The 14484-nt window shown below is 63.3% G+C and carries 12 protein-coding genes; 2 read left to right on the top strand and 10 right to left on the bottom strand.

All coding sequences use genetic code 11. The features are described 5' to 3' along the window. Positions 1 to 141: 141 nt before the first annotated feature. Positions 142 to 1044 carry a LysR family transcriptional regulator gene (locus ACK59X_RS01805; protein ID WP_409954735.1) on the bottom strand — a complete coding sequence of 301 codons (903 nt, stop codon included), beginning with the start codon at positions 1042 to 1044 and terminating at the stop codon, positions 142 to 144. A 110-nt stretch (positions 1045 to 1154) separates the two neighbouring features. Between ACK59X_RS01805 and ACK59X_RS01810 the strand changes: the two genes are divergently transcribed. Beyond that, positions 1155 to 1796 carry an NAD(P)-dependent oxidoreductase gene (locus ACK59X_RS01810; RefSeq protein WP_409954736.1) on the top strand — a complete coding sequence of 214 codons (642 nt, stop codon included), beginning with the start codon at positions 1155 to 1157 and terminating at the stop codon, positions 1794 to 1796. Positions 1797 to 2132: 336 nt separating this feature from the next. Here the strand turns inward: ACK59X_RS01810 and ACK59X_RS01815 are convergent, their stop codons facing one another. From ACK59X_RS01815 to ACK59X_RS01855, 9 genes are all read right to left on the bottom strand, one after another. Continuing rightward, on the bottom strand, positions 2133 to 3839 hold the full coding sequence (locus ACK59X_RS01815; RefSeq protein ID WP_409954737.1) for a tannase/feruloyl esterase family alpha/beta hydrolase: 1707 nt from the start codon (positions 3837 to 3839) through the stop codon (positions 2133 to 2135). A 176-nt stretch (positions 3840 to 4015) separates the two neighbouring features. Beyond that, the gene (locus tag ACK59X_RS01820) at positions 4016 to 4924 is read right to left on the bottom strand and encodes an SDR family NAD(P)-dependent oxidoreductase (protein WP_409954738.1); all 909 of its coding nucleotides are present in this window, start codon (positions 4922 to 4924) and stop codon (positions 4016 to 4018) included. A gap of 49 nt (positions 4925 to 4973) precedes the next feature. Next, positions 4974 to 5915 (bottom strand): 3-keto-5-aminohexanoate cleavage protein, encoded by a 942-nt coding sequence (locus tag ACK59X_RS01825; RefSeq protein WP_409954739.1) that lies wholly within the window; start codon positions 5913 to 5915, stop codon positions 4974 to 4976. Between the two features lie 91 nt (positions 5916 to 6006). Then, positions 6007 to 6726 carry an ABC transporter ATP-binding protein gene (locus ACK59X_RS01830; RefSeq protein ID WP_409954740.1) on the bottom strand — a complete coding sequence of 240 codons (720 nt, stop codon included), beginning with the start codon at positions 6724 to 6726 and terminating at the stop codon, positions 6007 to 6009. Next, a complete protein-coding gene (locus ACK59X_RS01835) occupies positions 6723 to 7478 on the bottom strand; it encodes an ABC transporter ATP-binding protein (protein WP_409954741.1) in 756 nt (251 codons plus the stop codon). The genes ACK59X_RS01830 and ACK59X_RS01835 overlap by 4 nt, the downstream gene beginning before the upstream one ends. Next, positions 7475 to 8788 (bottom strand): branched-chain amino acid ABC transporter permease, encoded by a 1314-nt coding sequence (locus ACK59X_RS01840; RefSeq protein WP_409954742.1) that lies wholly within the window; start codon positions 8786 to 8788, stop codon positions 7475 to 7477. The genes ACK59X_RS01835 and ACK59X_RS01840 overlap by 4 nt, the downstream gene beginning before the upstream one ends. Positions 8789 to 8792: 4 nt before the next feature. After that, positions 8793 to 9734 carry a branched-chain amino acid ABC transporter permease gene (locus tag ACK59X_RS01845; RefSeq protein ID WP_409954743.1) on the bottom strand — a complete coding sequence of 314 codons (942 nt, stop codon included), beginning with the start codon at positions 9732 to 9734 and terminating at the stop codon, positions 8793 to 8795. Positions 9735 to 9858: 124 nt separating this feature from the next. Next, positions 9859 to 11109, bottom strand: a complete 1251-nt coding sequence (locus ACK59X_RS01850; protein ID WP_409954744.1) for a branched-chain amino acid ABC transporter substrate-binding protein — start codon at positions 11107 to 11109, stop codon at positions 9859 to 9861. Positions 11110 to 11152: 43 nt separating this feature from the next. Next, the gene (locus ACK59X_RS01855) at positions 11153 to 11944 is read right to left on the bottom strand and encodes an SDR family oxidoreductase (protein ID WP_409954745.1); all 792 of its coding nucleotides are present in this window, start codon (positions 11942 to 11944) and stop codon (positions 11153 to 11155) included. 302 nt (positions 11945 to 12246) lie between these two features. Between ACK59X_RS01855 and ACK59X_RS01860 the strand changes: the two genes are divergently transcribed. Continuing rightward, positions 12247 to 14232, top strand: a complete 1986-nt coding sequence (locus ACK59X_RS01860) for a helix-turn-helix domain-containing protein (protein WP_409954746.1) — start codon at positions 12247 to 12249, stop codon at positions 14230 to 14232. Positions 14233 to 14484 lie beyond the last annotated feature (252 nt).

The raw sequence follows: 14484 nt of genomic DNA on the forward strand, positions 1-14484 counted from the left end.
CGGCTGCGCCACAAAGCAGCCAAGGCTCCGTGGGGAAGAGCGAAGCCGCGACTGTAGGCAGGCCGCCGCGCCCGCACAACAATGGAATTTATGGCCTGCGGCGATAAAAATCCGATGGATGTCCAGGCGGCTCCGCGGGGCTCAATCCAGCATGCCCGGCACCTGGCGCAGATAGGCATGCAGCGCCGCAATCGCCTGTCGCACCTTGGCCGGCTGGGCATCGCGCTGTGGCGTCACGGCCCAGACGTCCAGCGTGCCCAGGTCCCACTGCGGCAGCAGGCGCACCAGGCGGCCCGACTGCAGGGCCTCGTGCACGTCGCTGCTGCCCAGCATGGCCACACCCAGGCCGGCCTCGCACATCTGCTGCAGCGACAGCTGGTTGTTGCTGGCGATGCGCGGCTCCACGCGCAACGCGCGCGACTCGCCCGCGCTGTTGCGCAGCTCGGCGAACATGCCCTCGCCATCGCGCACCAGGCCGAGCCAGCTGTGCGAGAGCAGCGCGTCGGGGTGCTGGGGCATGCCATGGCGCGCCACCCATCCGGCCGAGGCGCACAGGTAGACGTTCATGGCGCACAGGCGCCGCGCCGCCCAGCTCGAATCCTGCAGCCGACCAAAGCGCACGGCCAGGTCGATGCGGGCGTTGATCAGGTCGATGGGCGCATCGTCCACCAGCAGCCGCAGCCGCAGCGCCGGGTGCGCCGCCAGCATGTCCCCCAGAGCCGGGGCGATATGCCGCGCAAAGCCCACGGTGGCCGACAGGCGCAGCTCACCGCTCGGTGCATCGCGCGAAGCAGCCAGTTCGGCCCGTGCCTGCTCAGCCGCCGCCCACATCGCCGCGCAGCGCGCGTGGTAGCGCTGGCCGGCCTCGGTAAGCGCCAGCTGGCGTGTGGAGCGGTGCAGCAGGGTCACGCCGCCATCGCTTTCGAGCTTGCGCACCTGCTGGCTCACGGCCGAGGTGCTCATGCCCAGCGCGCGCGCGGCCCCGCTCATCGAGCCGTGCTGCACCACAGCAGCGAACACGGCCATGCGCTTCAAGTCATCCATGGAAGTCTTTTGTGAAGCTGTGCTTCAAGGTGAAGGCGATTTTTGCCATCTACCGGCTTGTTTGACAAGCCCATATTCTCACTGCATCGACTTCAACCCAAGGACATGACATGAAAATCGCCCTGATCGGTGCCACCGGCTTTGTCGGCTCGGCCGTGCTCGAAGAACTGCTGCACCGCCAGCACCAGGTGACCGCCCTGGCCCGCAACCCCGGCAAGATCACCGCCCGCGCGGGCCTTACCGTGGTGCAGGCCGATGCCCAGGACGCCGCCCAGGTGGCCCAGGCCGTGGCCGGCCAGGAGGCCGTGGTCAACGCCTACAACCCAGGCTGGACCGTGCCCGACATCCATGACCAGTTCCTCATCGGCACGCGCGCCATCTATGCGGGCGTCAAGCAGGCCGGCGTCAAGCGCCTGCTGGTGGTGGGCGGTGCGGGCAGCCTGTTCGTCGCCCCCGGTTTGCAGCTGGTGGACACCCCAGGCTTCCCTGCCGAGTACAAGGCCGGCGCCCTGGCCGCGCGCGAGGCACTGAACCTGATCCGCAGCGAAAGCACGCTGGACTGGACCTTCCTCTCGCCCCCCATCCTGCTGGCCCCCGGCGAGCGCACCGGCCAGTACCGCCTGGGCACCGATGCCCCGCTGATGAACGGCGAAGCCCCCGGCGGCATCAGCGTGGCCGACCTGGCCGTGGCCATCGTCGACGAGCTGGAGAATCCGCGCCACGTGCAGCAGCGCTTTACCGTGGCGAGCTGATCGCCTTCGGCCAGTTATTCCTGCCAATTAAAGTCGTAAACCCGCAATCAAAGTTGTAAACCTGCATCTAGGGCGTGTCATCATTCATTTCGCCCCCCGCGCTGGCCCCGGCATGCGGCGTCTGCTTTGTCGCTTGGCTTGCCAATAGCCTTGCACACGTAAGGAACGCAACGACGAGTGGCGCGCCGGCAAGGGCCTTCCCTTCGGGTTGCCCGGCCTGGGGGCCGTCTGTGGCGTTGCCCGCGCTTGCAAGGTGCACACCTTGCTGCGCACGGGCGCCTTGCATCCAGCCCCCAGGCCGGGCAACGCGATCCCCGAAATTGGTGTTAACAGGCCTTAGTTGGCGCAAACGAACGAGCCGGCCTGATTGACATCTCCAGAGCCACTGTACTTCGGCCATTGAGGGTAGTCGCAGAGGGGGCGGGTCCGGCCCGGTACCCCAGTTACGTCGGTGGTTACCTGATTGGTGGGGGCAATGCCATTTTCCACCCAACGCTCCAGGGTAGTCAGCGAGTCCCAGGTCGCATTGAATGCGGTGCTCACAGCATGGCCAAGTCCGGGTACTTCGTAATAGCGGGCAAAGCTTCGTACGCGGTCCGGTCCCATCTGGGTCTGCAGGCGACGGTAGTAGTCCTCGGTTGCGCGCGAGCTGACCAGTACATCTGCCAAGCCATGGGCCAGTAGCAGCTTTCCTCCCTTGGCGGCGAATGCGGAAACGTCGGTGCTGGTATCCAGCTGGCGGCTGAGCTCGCTGATGCGCGGACCCCAGGGGCCGGGGCTTTCAGGGTCCAGCAACAGGGAGTTGAAGCCTGCATCACGTGTCACGGAGTACTTGATCCACTGATCGACCAGCACGCTGATATAGGGAGCGTTGCGCGGCACAGGCATAGCAGGAGCAGCGGTACCCAGCGCAAGGAACGTGACCGTAGGTTGGACGGGAGACGGGTTGGAGGTGATTCCCAGGTCGGCACCCCAAACGTTGTAACCAGGGTAGCGGGTCTCGCCGCTGGCGAGCGCGAACTTGAAGACCGTGTCCGTGTTCATCACCTTGAGCGCCTGGATCTGAGGGTCGGAGAGACAGTTGTCACCTGTGTCGGCTCCGCCCGTGCATCGCAGTGCGCTTCCACCAACCGTGGCGACCGCCGGGTCAAAGATGGCATTGCACTGCCTTTGGTTGCTGATGAGTCCGTCCTGGACGCCATCGAGTGTGTCGCAAGCCTCCATGGCGGCCTTGTAGACGAGTGCCCGCTTTGGCACGCTGGGGTAGGCGCCTGGCTGGGCCAGAGCGATGTTGCTGCGGTGGCCGCCCAGGAGCGCTGCTGCGTCGTTCCATGCCGGATACCAGGCAATGGCACCATCCCAGTCGGCCGGCCAGCGCTGAATGGCTGCCAATGCCTCGCGGCCGCCAGTGGACCCGCCCGCGAAATAGGACTTCTGCGGGCTGGAGGCGTACCGCGCCTTGATCACGTGGACCGCCGCATCGCGGGTTTTCTTCAGTGCATCGCCGCCGAAGTTCCGCACGGCCTCCTCGTTCAGTCCCCATGTGCCATCCTGCGATCCGTACGCGTTCGCCTGGTGGCCAGAGTCGCTGGCAAAGGTGGCGTAGCCGCGACCAAGCGGTGTCGGCTGGTCCAGGGGACCATTGGATACATTGCCTCTGACGTTGGGGACCGAGCCGTTGAAGCCACCCCCGCCAAACATCATCGTCTTGTTGTTCCAGGCTGTTGGCAGCGCGACATTGAACCGGATGTCTGGGGCGGTGGCATCCACGGGGCCGATGCGGGCTGTGACCAGGCAATGCGCGGGCACCGCTGCAACGCCGCTGCCGCTCGCCTCGACGGGCGTTGCCGTCAATACGCTGCCGCCGGAGGTTGGCAGGTTGATCGCGGATGCCGGGATGGCCAGTCCCGCAAGCTTCTCGCAGGCCATGGGTGCCTGGGCAGCATCTGCCGAGTCATTGCCTCCGCACGCAATCAATCCTGCGGCGGCGGTGGTCAACACGACCCACCGTCCTGGTGCGCTCAGCGCATAGAACTGTTTCATGCTTGTCTCCTTGTGTTATTGGTATCTAAAGCGAGTGGGCGCCTGTGCGCGCTACCCGGAACAAGTCTCGATGCGACCGGGGGCACTGGCAATGTGCGCCGCGCACACTCCGGTTGCTCTGCAGATGTGAGTGGCGGCTGTGCCGTGCCTTCATTCAATGAGGCACGGCCAGCCCTTCAGGATTGAATCGCTGTCTCGGCCTGTAGGCCCGCTTTCACAAGTTCGTGCCGGTACTGCTCCCACCCAGACGCTGGAACAGTTTCTTGCGCGCGGGACTGCACCTGCTGCAGCTTGCTGCGCACCACTTGCGCTGCATCCGGGCCTTCATCCACATGGATACCTTGGGTCATGGTGATATGGGCGCTCTCGAAGCTTCCAGCGCCTGCCAGCAGGATCATGCGGGTAGGTGCGTCGTCCGCCACCAGGGCGACCAGCCCTGGGCTGACACGCTCGGGCGCCAGACCGGACAAGGCGTCCTGTGGCAGTACCCCGTGTGTCATGCCTGTAGCTGCGCTTGGCGCCAGGCAGTTGACCCGGATCCCATGGCGCTCCCCTTCCAGCGCAAGCGTCTGCATGAGACCGACCAACGCCATCTTTGCAGCGCCATAGTTGGCTTGACCGAAGTTTCCATACAGTCCTGAGGACGAGGTCGTCATGACGATCCGGCCATAGTCTTGGGCGCGCATGAGGCCCCAGACTGCCCGTGTGCAGTGAACTGCACCCATGACGTGCACTTCCATCACCAGCCGAAAGTCCTCCAAAGACATCTTGGCAAAGGACTTGTCGCGCAAGATCCCTGCGTTGTTCACCAGAATGTCGATCCGACCCCAGACTCCAGCGGCTTTGTCCACCATGGACTGCACCTGCTCAGGCTTCGTCACGTCGGCGCCATCCACCATCGCTTCGCCCCCTGCCTGCAGGATCTCCGCCACCACGCGCTGGGCGGGGGAGTCCTTGCGCTCGGCGCCCAGATCGTTCACGACCACCCGGGCGCCATGGCGTGCCAGCTCCAGAGCGTGAGAACGGCCTAGCCCGCCTCCGGCTCCAGTCACGATGGCCACCTTGTTCTGCAAAATCTTGCTCATGTGTCTTCCTTGATTTCTTGCTATGGATAGGGTTTTCGGGAACGTCGTGTCAGATGGCGACCGCATCGGCGCCTTTGAGGCCCAACATGGCCCGCGTCTCGGCGGGGCTGGCGATATCGAGTGACAGCTCCTGCAGGATGCGGCGGATCTTGCGTACCTGGTCTGCGCAGGAGGTGGCCAGTTGCCCCTTGCCCAGGTAAAGGCTGTCTTCCAGTCCCACACGCACATTGCCGCCCATGGCGGCGCCTATCGTGAGCAGCGGCATCTGGTGGCGCCCCGCGCCCAGCACCGAGAAGCGATAGCCATTGCGGCCGAACAGGCGGTCGGCGGTGGACTTCATCACGAACAGGTTCTCCGGGTCGGGGCCCAGTCCGCCCAGAATGCCGAAGATGGCCTGGATGAACAACGGGCCTTTTATCAACCCCTCGTCCACAAAGTGCGCCAGGGTGTGCAAGTGCCCCACGTCGTAGCACTCGAACTCGAAGCGCGTTCCGCAGCCATCGCCCAGCACCTTCAGGATGTGCTTGATGTCGCGAAAGGTGTTGCGAAAGATCAGGTCCTCCATGCCTTCGATGTAGGGCTTCTCCCAGTCGTGGCGCCATTCGGTGATCTTGCGCGCAGCAGGGTGGATCGAGAAGTTCATGGAGCCCATGTTCAGCGAGCACATTTCGGGTTGGGCAATCAGGGGATAGGCCAGCCGTTCTTCAAGCGTCATGCGTGTGCTGCCTCCGGTCGTGATGTTGATGACCGCATCCGTGGCTGCATTGATGCGCGGCCCGAACTGCGCGAACACCGCAGGGTCGGCCGTGGGACTGCCGTCGGCCGGGTTGCGCGCATGCAGGTGCAGGATGGCAGCACCGGCTTGTGCCGCATCGATGGCTTGCTGGGCAATCTCATCGGGTGTCAACGGCAGATACGGCGACATGCTCGGCGTGTGCACCGATCCAGTGACTGCACAGGAGATGATGACTTTGTTCGGAAGCTTGTCCATGGTGTGGTCGAGGGAGGCTGGTTTCTTGGATGTGTCGAAGGCGAGGGCCCCCTGGCACGGCGAAGTGGGCGCAGCGGCGAAGGTGCGCGGATCAGACGGCAAGCCAGTCGGTCAGCAATTGCTCGTTGGATGACAGCTCTGCGGGCGTACCCTCGAAGACGATGCGGCCGTGCCCCATGACGCACACGCGTGTGGAGACTTTCAGGGCAATGGCGAGCTTTTGCTCGACCAACACCACGGAAACGCCGCGCTGGTGCATATCCCGGATGCACTCGCCCACTGCAGTGACGATCTTGGGTGCCAGGCCCTCGGTGGGTTCATCCACCAGCAGCACGAGTGGATTGCCCAGCAACGAACGGCAGATGGTCAGCATCTGCTGCTCGCCCCCGGAAAGGCTTGCAGCTTTCGTGTTCCGCCGCTCCTTCAGCCGAGGGAAGTAGTCGAACATCTGATCGACCGTCCATTGCACAGCGCCTGCCACCGCTGGCTGCTCGCCCATGTGCAGGTTCTCGTCCACGGTGAGGTTGCCGAAAACCTCGCGTTCTTCAGGCACGAATCCCAGACCAGCGCGGCAGATCGTGAATGGCCGCAGACCAGTGATTTCACGTCCCTGAAGCACCACATGCCCCGAGGTGGGTGGCACAAGTCCCATCAGCGCTTTCATGGTGGTGGAGCGGCCTGAGCCATTGCGCCCCAGCAAGCTCACCACTTCGTTGCGCCGCACTTCAAATGAGACGCCATGCAGGATGTGGCTCTTCCCGTAGTGCGCATGGAGCTGGTCTACGCTCAGCAGCGTGGGGGGCGCACTCATGCCAGCACCTCCTCACCGAGGTAGGCTTCCTTCACGGCAGCGTTGTCCCTGATCTCGTCGGGAGTTCCGGTTGCGATGACCTGGCCATAGACAAGCACGCTGATGCGGTCGCTGATTGAAAACACCACCTGCATATCGTGCTCCACGATGAAGAGCGCCCGGCCGCGCGTCACCTCCCGAATCAACTGCGCGGTGTAGTCGGTTTCCTCGTTGGACATGCCCGCCATCGGCTCGTCCAGAAGGATGACCTTGGGATCGGAAGCCAAGGTCATGGCGATTTCCAGCGACCGCTGTTCCGAATAGGACAGTTCTGCCGCCATCATTCGGGCACGGGACTGCAAGCGCACCTGCTCGAGCAAGCGCTCGGTCTGCTCGCGCACGCCCACAGCGTTGTCGATGAATTTCCAGAACGTGTACTGCAGTCCATGCGAGCGCATCACGGCCAGGCGCAGGTTTTCAAACACCGTCAACTTCGGAAAGATGTTGGTGATCTGGAATGAGCGGGACAGGCCCAGTCGGTTGATTTCCTGGGGTGGCTTGCCCTGGATCTGGGTGCCGTTGAACACGATTTCACCGGAAGACGGAGTGAGGTTGCCGGAAATCAGATGGAACAGCGTGGATTTGCCAGCGCCATTGGGGCCGATGAGTGCATGCCGCTCGTGAGGGAGCAGGTCAAGGTCCACGCCCCGGATGATCTCGGTCGGGCCGAAGGATTTCTTCAGGCCACGAAGGGAAAGTATGGAGTTCGTCATGCGGGCTCCTGCGCACTGGTTATGGAAGAGGAAGCGAGGGAGTCCGGCGACGCGGGGATCTCATCGTCCTGACGGTTCTCCTGCAGAGTTCGCAATTGCTTGCCGGCGAGGTAAGCAAGGGCACTGCCCGCGGCCAGTAGCGCAATCGGCACCAGCCAGGTGGTCAACGCAAACGGCGCCCAGTCCACTCCGAAGAGAGAGATGGGAGGCCAGGGGGCCGACGAATCAGGGCCAAGCAAAGCGCGGTAGTCACGTGAGAAAGCCCGCCGCAGCATCTCGACCACAAAGGCGGTGCCACCACCCAAGAGCAAGCTAGCGCCGGCGTAGAGAGCCAGTACCGGGGCGAGCCGCAACGGTCCGACCTTGCGCCAGAGCATTGCCGATCCACCCGCGAGCCCTGCCAGCCCTTGCGGCATGAACATCATCACCACCACGAACACGATGCCCTGGTAAAGCAGCCAGGACTGCGTCATATCGGAGACCGCGTAGCCGAAGAAGGTCATCAATGCCGCGCCCAGTGCTGGACCGAGGAACGAGCCCACACCGCCGATGTAGGCGTTGAGCACAGCCGCCGCCGAAAGGGTGCTCTCAAACAGCACGTAGTTGGCCGCTTCGTTGTTGATCACCTGCAAGCCGCCCGCGATGCCAGAGAACATGGCCGACACCGTGAACACCAGGACGCTGAGCCGGTGCACGTCGTAGCCCAGGAAGGCCAGCCTGTGGCGGTTCTCCCGCAGGCCAAGTGCCAAGCGTCCAACCGGGGTGCGGGTGTAGAGGTAAAGCAGTACCAAGGAAACCAGCACCCAGGCCAGGGTCAGGTAATACACCTCGGTGGTAGAGCCAAACGCAATGCCCATCGACGGCATGCGCATGCTGGAGACACCGGCCTCGCCCCCGAAAACGGTCTTGATGTGCGGTGCGATGGAGTGCAAGAGTTCTGCAATGGCCAGGGTGATCATCGCGAAGTACGTCCCGGTGCGTTTGGTTGAGAACCAGCCAGCGACGATGCCTACCAGCAAGCCACCCAGCGCACCTGCGAGAGGCAGCAGGGGTGTAGGAACAATCCCTGCTCCGCCAACTGCGTTCATGGCATGGACCGTGGCAAAGGCACCTGCACCGAAATACGCAGCGTGACCGAAGGAAAGCATGCCGGCCTGCCCGCACACCACGTTGTAGGCTGAGGCGAACAATGCGGCTATGAGCATCTGGATGGCCGCATTGAGCAGGCCTGCGGAAAGAAGGTAGGGCAGGCCTGCCAGGATGGCAGCGCCCAGGCACAGGGTGCCCAGAAGAAGATGTCGCGTGGTCATGGCGTCACGCCTTTTCACCGAGGAGACCCGAGGGGCGCACGAGCAGCACAAGCAGCATCAGCGCGAACGGAAGAGTGGCGGCAAGGCTGGAGAGCTTGAGCGTAAGCAACCCGCCCACTCCCTCGGCCCAGCTGCGTGCACCAAATACCGCCAGCAGGTCGGCAAGGCTGGTATCGACGGCCACCGCTAGCGAGGTGATGACACCGATGAGGAGCGATGCCAGCATCGCTCCTTCGAGCGACCCCAGGCCACCCACGACCACCACCACGAAGACCATGACGCCCAGCTCCAAAGCCATGTTGGGGTTGGTGGTGTAGAAGGCGCCGGCCACCGCGCCTGCGAGGCCTGCCAGTGCTGCACCCACGCCGAAAACGCCCATGAACACCAGCGGAACGTTGTGCCCTAGCGCTTCCGCCATGCGCGGTCGGTAGATGGCCGACCGCACGACGATGCCGACACGGGTGCGCGTGAGCAGCAGGTAGATCACCACGAACATGGCAACCGCTACCACTCCCATGAAGATTCGGTAGGCGGGATAGCTGGCCGTACCTATGGTGAATGCGGCGAAGTCCAGTCCGTGGGGAAGGCGGTAGTTGACCGGAAAATTGCCGAAAAACAGCTTGATCAACTCGGCAATGATGAAGGACAGGCCGAAGGTGAGCAGCAGTTCGTGGGCATGGCCGTGGTGGTGCACGCGGCGCAGGAAGAATTTCTCCACCACCACGCCCACCAGCCCCACGAGCACGGTGGCTGTCACCAGCGCCAGGGCGAACCCGAGCACGTCCGTGAGCGCGTAGGCGAAGTAGGCACCCAGCATGTAGAACGATGCGTGCGCAAAATTGAGCACACCCATCATCCCGAAGATGAGCGTGAGGCCAGCAGAGACCATGAACAGCAGCAAGCCGTAGATGGTTCCGTTCAGCAGCGAAACGATGAGGGTGTCCATAGGCGTGTGAGGTTCGCGAGAGGGGGACAGGCGAGCGAGATCCCGCGGCAGGCCGCAAGGCCAGCTCCGGCATCTCGTGCGAAAGGAGGGAGAAGAACAGCGCCCCTGCAGGGGCGCTTGCCCATCAGGAGGGGCGTTGCATCTTGCAGCTGGCCTGGGCCGGCGTGGCTGCTTCCTGGGCAGAGAACAGCTTGACCGGCTTGAAGCCCATGTCGGTGTTGTCCACCTTGAACTTGGCGTCTTTCGAAACGGTGGACACGACGAGCGGCAGCAGGGCTTGGTGGTCCTCTGCGCGCATGCTGATTTCGCCGTTGGGTGTCGAAATCTTCGAGGTTTCCAGAGCGCGTGCGAACGCGTTCACGTTGAACTTGCCGCCCTCGGGTTTCACGCGGCTGAGGGCATCGCCCACCATCAGCAGGCCAAACACCGTCTGCGGGTCGGTTGCGACAGGCGCGCTACCCGTCTTGGTACGGTAGTCATTGACAAACTTCTCGCCCTCGGTCGCGCCGGCTTCTGCGTTGAAGGTGTGTGCGATGAAGTGACCGATGGCAAGGTCGCCTGCGTTAGCGATGTTGCCTGGCTGGTCCAGGAAGATGGTGCCAAATCGCGTCTTCAGGCCGGCGGCGCGCGTGGCCTTCATGAGCAGCAGCAGGTCGTTGGACCAGTTGCCCGTGATGACCGTATCCGCCTTGGCTGCCCCGATCTTGGCCACGTACGGCGCAAAGTCCTGGATGCGGTTGACGTCGTGGAGCGTCTTCTCAACCACCTCGTAGCCGCCCAGCGCCGCATTGTCCACCGTGGCCTTCTCCATGTCCTGGCCCCAGGAGTAGTTCTGGTTGATGGCATAGACCCGGGTACCCAGGGTGCCTGAGGCTTTCATCGCCTGCACCAGCGCCTTGGTGCGCACCTGGGCGTTCCCGCTGAAGCGGAAGTGGTGGAAATGGCATTTCTCGCCAGTCAGCTCCAACGCTTCCGCACCCACGTTGATGTAGACGATCTCCTTGCCGGGGTTGCGCAGGTTGTGCTTGCGCACATCTTCCGTAAGCTGCCCGCCGACTGCCGACGATGCGCCCTGAACAATGAGGTGCACGCCGTCGGAGATGGCGGTCTTGAGCTTGTCGGCCGCACCCGTGGGTCCGCCCTGGTTGTCATACTCGACCAACTGGATAGGCTGACCGTTCCAACCACCTTGGGCATTGATCCGGTCCACGGCGTAGCGGGCCGCCGTGCGGTACATCAGGCCGGAGGCGGCCTGTGGGCCCGAGAGCGTCTCGATCACGCCGATTTTGACGCTCTGCGCGGACGCTGCGCTGCTGGCCGCAATGCCTGCAACGGCGATGGCGGCAGTGCCGATGGTGTTGACGATCATCTTCATAGAGTCTCCTTTTGTTGCTATGGGCGTACCGGCGGCGGGTGCCTTACAGGTACTCGAGATTCCCGTCCACGCTGATCGCCTGGCCGGTGATGTTGCGAGCCGCCGGCGAGCTCAGAAACAGTGCAGTGGCAGCGACGTCATCGGCTGTGACCATTCGGCGCAGCGAGATCTTGCGCAGGTACTGCTCGCGCATGGCTTCTGTATCGATGCCGGTGGCTGCCGCGCGGGCTGCGATCACGCCGTCCATCCGTTCCCCCTCGACCGTGCCAGGCAGGATCGCGTTGACACGTACGCCGAAGGGGCCAAGCTCGATGGCCAATGACTTCATGAGTCCGATCACGCCCCATTTAGTGGATGCATAGGGCGTGCGGTAGGCATATCCCAGGCGCCCAGCGACCGAGCTCATCGCGACGATGCAGGGACTGCTGGAAGAGGCGCGGAGCATTGGCACCGCGCGTTTTGCAAACAGGAACTGGCTGTTGAGGTTCACATCCACAGTGCGTTCCCACTGGCTCGCGCTGATGTCCTCGATGGAAGCCGTGGGTCCTGCAATGCCCGCGTTGTTGACCAGCACATCCAGCCCCCCGAGGTTCCCGGCCACGTCCTTGAATACGAGATCTACATCGCGTTCGACAGAGGCGTCGGCCACGCTGGCTGTGACGCCTGGCAACGCCTGGACCAGCCGGTCGATGGCCAGTCCGTCGATGTCGCAAACGTGTACGCGCGCACCTGCCTCACTGAACGCACGAGCAACTGCCGCGCCGATGCCACTGGCGCCCGCTGTGACCAAGACGCGCAGTCCCCGTTCGGGACTCAAGGAATTCATGATGCTCATAAGACAGAGGGCTGTTGCTTTTGCGATGGTTGCTGCCCGGCGCCTGGCTGGATTCGTGATTTCGAACTCCAGATTCGTAGTGGCTCGACCGGTGAGGGAACTGTCGTCGAATGCGAGGCGAACTTCTATGTGGATCGAACACACCTGAGCCGGGGTCCTGGTGTGCGCGACCTACTCAGTGAAAACCCGATGTTTGGCCGCATGGGCAGTGCAAGGTCCTTGGGTAGGCCCCACACTTCAGTCCCACGCACCGCCCGGTGCACCAAGAAAGTGTTCCGCCCCGCCTGTTGGAGAAATTGCGCATGACCAATGCCATCGAGCCGGCCGAAACCGATGTGAGCGAGCGCATCGGCGAAGAATTGATCCAGCTGCTGCATCGCACCGCATCCTCCGAAGAGTTCGCTGCCTGCATGGCACGGGTGGAGGCGTTGCCCGACGACTTGTCCAGAAAGCCGGACCTTCTGGAGCTGGTTCGCATGGCGATGGCCATCCGTAATCGAATGGACGTGCAACAGCAGCGCGAGAGCGGGATGCTTGCGGTGATCGAGTCAGCGCGCGACCTTTCCGGCCGCCTGGACGTACCCGAGTTGCTGGCCACCGTAGTGTCAAGGGCGCGGCGGTTGCTGGGATCGCAAGTGGCCTGGCTGTCGGCCTACGACGCAGGCTTGGACGCATTCCATGTGCTGACATCCGACGGCGCGCTGTCTCGGGGAACAGGAGAGATGCTGGCCGGACGCGACCTGGGGATCGTGAGCGTCGTGGTCAAGAGCCGGTTGCCCTTCACCACCGCTGATTACCTGAACGATCCACGCTTTCCGCACGACCCGCAGCTTGACGTGACGTTCAGGGAAGAGGGCATTGCCGCAGTCGTTGGGGTTCCACTGCTGTGGGAGGATGAGGTGATCGGACTGCTCTTTGTGGCGGATCGCTACCACCGGACACACACCGCACACAACATCTCCATCCTCAGCACTTTGGCCACGCATGCCGCGGTGGCCATCAAGAATGCCATGGCGTTCGAGCAGACCCATGCCGCACTGCGCAGCGCAGAGATCGCCCATGCGCAACTGGAGCAGCATGCGCAAAGCGTCCAGGCCGCAGCTGAAGCCCACGACCAGATGACTACGCTGCTGGCCAAGGGGGCCACGCTGGCCACCATTTGCCAGTCGGTGGCGCAGATCATGGAGGGCGACGTACTGGTACTCGACGAGGTTGGGCAGCCCATCGGACGGGGCGTGGCCGAAACCTACCAGGGCCATGGTGCGGACGCCTACCGTCCGCATGGAGAGCACAGCGATGCCTTGTCACGTGCACTGGGAGAGAGCCGACGCATCGGCCGCTCCGTGATGGCCTACGAAGCACTGGGCGAGAACTGCCGGCTCATCACCGTTATCGGGGGAAGCGATGTGCTCGGCACAATGCTGCTGTTTCGGCAGGCCGCGCTGGATGACGTCGCTGTCCGCACCTATGAACGGTGTGCAAGCATAGTGGGCATCGTGTTGCTGTCTCGCGAGCGCGCTGAGGCCTCGCAAAGCCGCGATCTGTCCAGCCTGCTTCGTGGCTTGCTGTCCCCACGTCAGGACGACCTGCACTTGCTGAGCGACCGGGCAGGTCGATTCGGCGTGGATCTTTCGCGCCCCACCACACTGCTGCTTTTGCAGACGCGCGCCTCGGAGACCGGCTACCTGGCGCGGTGGTTGCGTTCCGCCCAGCTACTGCCGAGAGCGCTTTTTGACGAGCTTGATGGGGTGTTGACCATCCTGAGTGAGACTGTCCGAGCCGATGAAGTCCGGCGCACGATTGACAGCGCAGTTCGGCAGCATTTTGGTCCCGAGTTCCTGGGCGTAGTTTCGCGTCCCATCCCACAGCCGTCGGAGATCCCTTCGCTCCATGCTTCGCTGCGCCGCTCTCTCCCAGTCATGGCCCGTGTGGGCATGCGTGGAGCGATCATCGGCCAAAATGAGTTGGCGCTGTACTCAACCTTGTTCGAAACGCATGACCAGGCAAGCTTGCATGCCTATCTCAAGAGCACCATTGGCTCACTCATCGAATACGACAGGAAGCGTGGCTCCGAGCTGGTCGCCACCCTGCTGGCCTATTTCGACTGCAACCAGAACGCCAAGGCCGCTGCCGAGCGGCTGGGCATTCATGTGAACACCATGCGGCAAAGGCTCGCAACGGCGGAGGGACTGGCGGGGCATTGGGGCAACGCCATGCGAGCGCTGGAGCTCCATGTTTCGGTGAGGCTGTGGGCCCTCAGCGATCACTCTGAGGTTGACCTGCGCTAGCTGCAGCGGGCCGAGAAGGTGGGTTGGGCCACCCGGCATGGCTGTGCTTTGCGCCTAGCCTGGCAGCGATTTCGGCAGATTTCCTTCTTCAACGAACTTCCAACTCAGGACACTAGGGTGTGTTGACATTCGAGGTGACAATACCGCTCCAACCTGATGATCTGGTTGGAGGGCCGATGCGCAAACAACTTCGCGATGAGCAATGGAAACGGATTGAGGGGCTGCTACCTGGCAAGCCGAGCGACCCGGGCA

The organism is Acidovorax sp., from assembly GCF_046339755.1.
Classification (GTDB): Bacteria; Pseudomonadota; Gammaproteobacteria; order Burkholderiales; family Burkholderiaceae_C; genus Acidovorax.